This window comes from Stenotrophomonas sp. 2YAF22 (genome assembly GCF_052114665.1).
GTDB lineage: Bacteria > Pseudomonadota > Gammaproteobacteria > Xanthomonadales > Xanthomonadaceae > Stenotrophomonas > Stenotrophomonas indicatrix.
This window is the reverse complement of the sequence record NZ_JBFRFE010000313.1, coordinates 1-4,897: the sequence shown is the minus strand read 5'-3', so window position 1 is coordinate 4,897 and position 4,897 is coordinate 1. Positions and strand designations below refer to the sequence as shown.

The 4,897-nt window shown below is 66.2% G+C and carries 8 protein-coding genes; 5 read left to right on the top strand and 3 right to left on the bottom strand.

What is annotated here, in order from left to right; genetic code table 11:
• Window positions 1–7: 7 nt before the first annotated feature.
• A complete protein-coding gene (locus AB4Y84_RS13210) occupies window positions 8–271 on the top strand; it encodes a hypothetical protein (RefSeq protein WP_442250255.1) in 264 nt (87 codons plus the stop codon).
• A gap of 46 nt (window positions 272–317) precedes the next feature.
• Window positions 318–1,145 (top strand): isocitrate lyase/PEP mutase family protein, encoded by an 828-nt coding sequence (locus AB4Y84_RS13205; RefSeq protein ID WP_442244488.1) that lies wholly within the window; start codon window positions 318–320, stop codon window positions 1,143–1,145.
• 11 nt (window positions 1,146–1,156) lie between these two features.
• On the opposite strand, the gene AB4Y84_RS13200 is transcribed toward AB4Y84_RS13205, so the two are convergent.
• Window positions 1,157–1,558, bottom strand: a complete 402-nt coding sequence (locus AB4Y84_RS13200; protein WP_117311546.1) for a response regulator — start codon at window positions 1,556–1,558, stop codon at window positions 1,157–1,159.
• Between the two features lie 191 nt (window positions 1,559–1,749).
• Here AB4Y84_RS13200 and AB4Y84_RS13195 point away from each other — a divergent pair, with 191 nt between their 5' ends.
• Window positions 1,750–2,346, top strand: a complete 597-nt coding sequence (locus AB4Y84_RS13195; RefSeq protein WP_312108225.1) for an NAD(P)H-dependent oxidoreductase — start codon at window positions 1,750–1,752, stop codon at window positions 2,344–2,346.
• 48 nt (window positions 2,347–2,394) lie between these two features.
• A complete protein-coding gene (locus AB4Y84_RS13190) occupies window positions 2,395–2,958 on the top strand; it encodes a TetR/AcrR family transcriptional regulator (protein WP_414716109.1) in 564 nt (187 codons plus the stop codon).
• A gap of 19 nt (window positions 2,959–2,977) precedes the next feature.
• On the opposite strand, the gene AB4Y84_RS13185 is transcribed toward AB4Y84_RS13190, so the two are convergent.
• Together AB4Y84_RS13185 and AB4Y84_RS13180 are read right to left on the bottom strand one after the other, a co-directional pair.
• On the bottom strand, window positions 2,978–3,511 hold the full coding sequence (locus AB4Y84_RS13185) for a hypothetical protein (RefSeq protein ID WP_312785803.1): 534 nt from the start codon (window positions 3,509–3,511) through the stop codon (window positions 2,978–2,980).
• A 68-nt stretch (window positions 3,512–3,579) separates the two neighbouring features.
• On the bottom strand, window positions 3,580–4,377 hold the full coding sequence (locus tag AB4Y84_RS13180; protein WP_363734015.1) for a D-alanyl-D-alanine carboxypeptidase family protein: 798 nt from the start codon (window positions 4,375–4,377) through the stop codon (window positions 3,580–3,582).
• 84 nt (window positions 4,378–4,461) lie between these two features.
• On the opposite strand from AB4Y84_RS13180, the gene AB4Y84_RS13175 reads away from it, so the two are divergent.
• A partial coding sequence (locus AB4Y84_RS13175; protein ID WP_442250254.1) for a GIY-YIG nuclease family protein occupies window positions 4,462–4,897 on the top strand: 436 nt, incomplete at its 3' end.

The following is a 4,897-nucleotide window of genomic DNA, read 5'->3' as shown; positions in this document are numbered from 1 at the left end:
GTAGATCATGACTCTGGGCCAGGGTGGCTCCAGCGATGATGCGCTGCGCATCGCCACCTCGGGCATGCTGCAGTGGCTGCGCCAGGCCTATGGGTTGACGCTGTCCGAGGCGACCCAGGTGCTGGGCGTGGCGGTGCAGTACCAGGTGGCCAACCTGGCTGGGCGCAGTGTTGGCGTGGCAGCGAAGCTGGACAAGGCAGTGTTGCAGGGGCTGCCGTTGCAGACGACAGTGGAACCGGGCCGCGCCGCCGTGAAGCCTGCTGCCAGGTGACCACTGCGCCGGCAGCAGCCGGGGAAGACGTATCCACCAGGAGTCCGTGATGAGTGCCGACGCCATCCAGAACCGCCGCGCCGCCTTCAGGGCGCTTCATGCATCCGGTTGCTTCCTGCTGCCCAATCCATGGGACGTGGGCAGTGCGGTGGCGCTGGCGCGGCTGGGGGCCAAGGCACTGGCCACCACCAGCTCCGGCCATGCCTGGGCCCATGGTCAGACTGATGGGGCGATGGGGCGCAGCGAGATTCTGGCCCACCTGCAGGCGATGGTGGCGGCGACTGATCTACCGGTGAACGCTGACTTCGAAGATGGTTTTGGCCGCAGCCCGGAGGCCGTGCACGAGAGCGTGTCGATGGCGATCGCTACCGGTGTGGCCGGCCTGTCGATCGAGGATTCCACCGGCGACGCGGACCATCCGCTGCGCAGCATCGAAGACAGCGTGGCCCGGCTCCAGGCCGCGCGCCGTGCAATCGATGAGAGCGGGCACGATGTGATGCTGGTGGGGCGCGCGGAAAACTTCTTCGTCGGGCGACCCGATCTGGACGATACATTGGCCCGCATCCGCGCCTATGCGCAGGCGGGTGCCGACTGTCTGTATGCGCCCGGCATCCGGACCACAGAGCAGATCCGCGCCGTGGTGGAGGCCGCCGGTGGCAAGCCGGTCAACCTGCTGATCGGTGCGCCCGGGCAGATGACGCTGCAGCAGGCGGCCAGTCTGGGCGTGCGCCGGGTCAGTGTCGGCGGTGCGCTGGCCCGCAGCGCGTGGTCCGGCTTTCTCGACGCCTCCCGGCAGATGCTTGCCAGTGGATCATTCGATGCGCTGCCGGCCACCCCGTCCGGTGCCGAGCTCAACGGGTTGTTCAAGCCGTAGGTGCGTGCAGGCTAGTGCGGCGGTGTCGGCGGGGCGGCCGTCCTGCCGAGCGCTTCGCGCACCGCGCGCTGCAGGCCCTGCACATGGAACGGTTTGGCCAGGAAGGGTGCGCGCCGATGCCGGACCGGCACCAGCTGGTCGTATACCGCTGAAGCGAAAAGGTAGGGGATGCCCAGTTCGAGCAGCCGATCGGCCACAGGAAATACCACGCCATCACGAAGTTCCACGTCCAGCACGGCGCCATCGAAGTGGCCAGTGTCGAGCATGCCCAATGCCTCGAAGACGCTGTTGGCGTGGGCGATTTCGTTGCCTTCGTCGGTCAGGGCCTGTTCCATCAGATCTGCCAGATCGAGCTGGTCTTCCACAAGGAGCAGGCGGGGTAGTGGTGCGGGTCGTTCGTTGTTGCTCTGCATGGTGTGTTGTCGTGCGAATGCTGCGTTGGTCCGGCAAGCATCCGCTTACCGGCATCAAGGCCGTGGCAGCCCGGTGTGGCTGTGATGTGCACAACAGCGACCGCAGCGCGCAACAGCATTCCACCGATGGTGCTGGTGCTGGCTGCAATCTTAGTTACCATTGGTAACTAGTGAACGGCAGAGTCCCCCTCATGCATACCCATATCGTCGTGGCACATCCTGAACCGGCCTCGCTCACCCACGCCGTCGCTGCGCGGATCGGTGAGGCCATCGTCAATGCCGATGCCGGCAATACGGTCACCTCGGTGGATCTGATGGCCGAAGGCTTCGATCCACGTTTCAGCGCCCAGGACCACGCGTTCTTCCGCAGGACCACAACGCTGCCAGCTGATGTCGCCGCCGAGCACGCTCGGCTGGATGCGGCCGATGCGCTGGTGCTGGTCTACCCGCTCTACTGGTGGTCGTTCCCGGCGCTGCTGAAGGGCTGGATTGATCGCGTCTTCACCCAGGGCTGGGCCTATGACGAAGGTGCCGATGGCAAGGTGGAAAAGAAGCTGCAGCGGCTGCAGGTGCATCTGGTAGGTCTGGGCGGCGCCGGCCAGCAGATGATCGACCGGCGTGGCTATGGCGAGGCGATGAAGACCCAGATCGACCAGGGCATCTTCGATTACTGCGGAGCGCCGGTGCTGTCATCCACGCTGCTGCTGGATGCCGACAGCGGCATGGCCGAGGCGCATCTGCAGACGGCAGTGGACATCGGACGTAAGATCGGAACCCCCGCGCCCTGACGATCTCCTTTGCCTTCCAGACCTGCCGCGCCCGAGCCCCGCCGCCGCCTGACCCGTGAACAGCGCGCCCGGCAGCTGCTGGACGTGGCGTGGGCGCTGGTTGGCGAAGAGGGCACCGATGCGCTGACCCTGGCCCGCCTGGCCGAGGCGGCCGGTGTGACCAAGCCGCTGGCCTACGACCACTTCGAAACCCGCAACGGCCTGCTGGCCGCGCTGTATGCCGACTATGACCACAAGCAGACCGTGGTCTTCGATGAGCGCATCGGCAGTGCGAAGGCCCGGTTGAAGGATCGCGCGCGTGCCATCGCGTCGGGCTACATCGATTGTGTGCTGTCGCAGGGGAGCGAGATCCAGGACATTCTCGCCGCGCTGGCCGGATCACCGGAACTGCGTGCGGTACGCCGTTGCTATCAGCAGGATTTCATCGACAAGTGCGCGCGGTGGCTCGGCCCGTTCGCAGCGGGTGAGGCCGTGCCGGCTACCGGGCTGTGGGCCATTCTCGGTGCCGCCGAAACCCTGTCTGAAGCCGTTTCGGCCGGTGCGGTGGAACACGCGGCTGCCGAGGCCGAGCTGGAGCGCGTGATCGTCGCCATCGTCAAGCGCGGCAGCTGAATCGTGTGGGCGAAGCGGCCTACAGCGGTTCGACGCTGACCCGCGGCAGTGGCACGTCAGGCTGCAGCTCTGGCAGCAGCTGTCGCAGCAGCTCCGGCATCGCCTGCATCGCGGCACCATCGATGTAGCGCCACTGCGTACCCTCTGCCGGCCGGATGGCGACCATGAAGGTGAGGCTTTTCACTGTCTGTGCGTCGGTGGTGAACACCGTGGTCCGCGGCACGAAGCAGACTTCTTCGTCGCCGGCAGCGTAGGTGCGGGTCGGTTCGCCGACATCATCGCTGATGACCTTCAGGCCCATGTCGCCGAGTGCCTTCATCGCATCGCGCGTGGCCTTTGCATACGCCTCGTCGCCGCCAGCGAAACGCTTCACGCTCGGATGGGTGCGCGCGATCATGGCATCGGTATCGCCACGCGCGAAGGTGGAGAGCAGAGAACGCAGATCCTGCTGCAGCGCGCCGGTCTCGGCAGGGCTGAGTTCGCCGGCATGGGTGAGTACCGCAGAGAAAGTGCAGAACAGCGCAAGCATCCAGCACAAGAGACGTCGATCCATCGATGGGGTACTCCTTCGGGCGCTGGACTATAGAGCGCATTGCCCGTGGTGTCTGCCCAGCCTGCCGGTCACGCGCGTTGTGCGTCGGCCATTCCGGCGCTGGCGAAGCCTGCATCAAGCTGCGCACGTACCTGCTCATCGCGCGACGCACGGGAATCAGCACCCAGCACCACGTTGATCAGCCGCAGTGGCAGCGCGTGCCCAGCGCACCTGCGACGGGCGGTGGCCGCCAGGCAGAAGCCGGCCGCCTGGGTGTAACCTGTCTTCAAACCATCCACGCCGTCTTCGCCCAGCAGCGCGTTCTGGTTGGCCTTCTGCAGGGTGCGGTGCACGAAGCTGCGCTGTGCGGTGATCGCGAGCAGATCGGGGTGGCGGGCAAGCAGGTGGGCGGCCAGCATCGCCATGTCGCGTGCGGTCGACAGATGGCCCGCAGTGGTGATGCCGGACGCGGAGATGAAGTGCGTATCGTGCAGGCCCAGCGCTCGCGCGTGATCGTTCATGTGCCGCGCGAACGCCGCCTGTGATCCAGCCAGATGACGTGCCAGGGCGAGCGCTGCGTCGTTGCCGGAAACCACCATCAGGCCCTCCAGCAGTCTACCGAGGGCGATGCTTTCGCCGGGCACCAGGCCCATCCGCGTTTCATCGTCGGCCACCTCGTGTACGTCGCGCGGGTCGATGGTGATCGTGTCCGACCACGAACCGCCCGACTGCGCGAGCAGGTCGTACGCGGTGTAGGCGGTCATCAGCTTGGTCAGCGAGGCCGGTGGTCGTCGCAGATCCGCGTGCTGCTGCTGGAGGATGTCGAGCGAGACGGCATCGATCGTGATCGATGACACGGGCGGGCGAGGGGCGTGCAATGAAGACATGGTCGCGCAAGCGTAGCCGGAAGTACGCATGCCGTGGGCATTGCCTGCACATCCTGCGAATACCCGCCACGCGATCCTGTGGAAATGGATTCCGACATCCGCATCGATGGCCGCGTGTTCGCCTACGTCTTTCCCTGCGCTTGGGAGGACTACGCGAAGATTGGCTTCTCGCGCGATCCGCTGGGCCGGATCAGTGCGCTGCATCGGCGCTGGTTCGAGTTCTTCGATCTGGAAGCAGGCGCGCTGGTCGAGGCGGAATCAGAGCGGGATGCGCGTGACTTGGAACTGCAGTTGCGCCGGCCCTTCAAGCTGCATCGTGCGCCGGCACCGATGACGGTGCAGGAGAAGGCCGGTGGGCGCACCGAATGGGTGCGCGGGGCCAACGCCGCATTGGCCGAGGCTGTGCGCGCGCTGGCGCAGCAGGGCTATCACACCTACCCGCTGCGGCTGTGGCTGCGAGCTGCGATGGTCCAGCGTCTGGACCGGCTACATGACTGGGCCGCAACGCAGGTGCCGGAAG

Coding starts and splice junctions, on each gene's coding strand:
- AB4Y84_RS13210 (WP_442250255.1), top strand. CDS start 8: ATGACTCTGGGCCAGGGTGGCTCCAGCGATGATGCGCTGCGCATCGCC.
- AB4Y84_RS13200 (WP_117311546.1), bottom strand. CDS start 1,558: ATGCAGAGCAACAACGAACGACCCGCACCACTACCCCGCCTGCTCCTT.
- AB4Y84_RS13195 (WP_312108225.1), top strand. CDS start 1,750: ATGCATACCCATATCGTCGTGGCACATCCTGAACCGGCCTCGCTCACC.
- AB4Y84_RS13185 (WP_312785803.1), bottom strand. CDS start 3,511: ATGGATCGACGTCTCTTGTGCTGGATGCTTGCGCTGTTCTGCACTTTC.
- AB4Y84_RS13180 (WP_363734015.1), bottom strand. CDS start 4,377: ATGTCTTCATTGCACGCCCCTCGCCCGCCCGTGTCATCGATCACGATC.